Origin of the sequence: Streptomyces adelaidensis, from assembly GCF_016598475.1 — a bacterium.
Classification (GTDB): Bacteria; Actinomycetota; Actinomycetes; order Streptomycetales; family Streptomycetaceae; genus Streptomyces; species Streptomyces adelaidensis.
On the sequence record NZ_JAEMUX010000212.1, the window covers coordinates 1 to 1,718 of the forward strand.

Below are 1,718 nucleotides of genomic sequence, written 5' to 3' on the forward strand. Positions count from 1 at the left end.
GCCTCGATTCTTCAGCTGGGTTCGGTCGCTGATCGATCCGGCGGTTCGCCCGTAATGTCCTTGGCTGGTGTAGGACGGGCCGTCGCGTGACGCCGCGGCTGCGCCGGGTTCCACGGGCCCGGAGACTGCGGGTTCTGCTCCTTCCTGGTCCTCGTCGGGGCAATGCCGGCCGTCAGGTGACGGCAGAAAGCTGGGTGATCCGCTTCCAGCTGGTGGTGAATGTCTGGGCCCAGGGCCAGGTCCGTTCGATGCGCAGGTGGCGGCGGCGGGCGTGGTGGGCGAGGCGGGCGGGCAGGTGGTAGAGGCGGAAGCGCATGGTGTCCGGCTCGGCGTCGGCGAGGTCTGCTTGGTCGTGGAGGGTCAGCAGTCGCAGCCAGGCGTCGAGATCGGCGGCGAGGTTCGCGGTGAGCATCCAGCTCGCGTTCGTTTCCCAGGACTTGGACGGCAGGTTCGCCAGTCCCATCGCCTTGTTGGTGCGCACACGGTCTTCGACCTCGGCGTGATCGCGGTGCAGGACGTCGAGGAACTGCACTTGGTGGGTGCCGGCGATGTGGGCCATGTGCCGGATGTTCGTTGCGGTGATCGAGTAGCGCCAGCCGGTCTTCTGCTCGAACGCGGTCAGTTTCCCCAGGTGCCGGCGGGAGGGCTTGACGCGGCGGACGATCAGCCGCATGCCCTTGGGCCAGCCTTCACGCGTGTTCAGCCCGGTCAACTCGGCGACGAAGTAGCCCTCTTGGACCTCGCCGTCCTGTCGCAGGGAGGTTTCCCAGGCGGCTTCGGGGAGGCGGGCGATGGCGCGTTCGTCCTCGGGCGTGATCGTCCAGCCGACGGTGTAACGGACCGTGCGCCGCGTGGTGTTGAGCGCCTGAAGGCGCTTGAGCAGGCCGTGCGTGGCACCGGCGCCGTCGACCCGTACCAGGATCTTGGCCTGGGAGGAGCGGGGTATCTGCGCGAGCGCGGCATCCAGCACCCGCAGGTGATCGGCGACGGTGTTCGCGCCGGCGTTGCCCTCCCTCAGCTCCATCGCCAGGCACTCGTCGGTGTTGGCCAGCCACGCGGCCAGCGGGTGGAAGCCGAAGGTGCCCTTGAACGTGCCGGCGGCGCCCTGTTTCCTGGAGGCCGCGGTGATGATCGTGGCGTCCATGTCGAGCACGATCCAGCCCTTCAGATGCCGCCCCGCGACGGTCAGGTACGGGAAGCCGCCGGGCCGCAGGTGCAGCAGCGTCCAGACATGGCGGCGCACCCGCTGTCGCACCTTCGCGATCTGTGCGCGCCTCGTCTCGTCCGTCGTGGACAGCAGCCGGTGCAGCGTGGAGTCCGACACTGCCGGTCCGAACAGGGGGCCGTGGTGGAGCTGTAGCTGCTCGGCCTCCAGCAGATTCGTGGCGCCGAGCGCGATCGCGACGACGAGGCCGACGAGCGCGGTGGCCCGGTCCCGCCACGACGAGGCCGTGCCCGATGGCAGCACTCCCGCCAGTGCGTCGGTCAGGCCGACACGGTCGGCGAGCTTGCGCAGCAGCACCGCCCCGGCATGCCCCACCAGCCCTTTCCCGTCGGCCGTCACAGACAGCCCCCGGTCCCACCCTGTACGCTCACTCACCAGAAAGGTGTCCTGACTCCTGCACCGGATACGAACTCGACACTCGCATCCTCGCAGCTCAGCGGCACCTTTCTGCTGTCAGGGCGTCAGGTCGCCCAATTCCGCTGAATAGCCGGGG

The 1,718-nt window shown here is 69.0% G+C and carries 1 protein-coding gene; it reads right to left on the reverse strand.

Annotation, left to right across the window (positions count from 1 at the left end):
- Window positions 1-172: 172 nt before the first annotated feature.
- Window positions 173-1,600 (reverse strand): IS1380 family transposase, encoded by a 1,428-nt coding sequence (locus I8N67_RS41340; protein WP_307835529.1) that lies wholly within the window; start codon window positions 1,598-1,600, stop codon window positions 173-175.
- Between the last annotated feature and the right edge of the window lie 118 nt (window positions 1,601-1,718).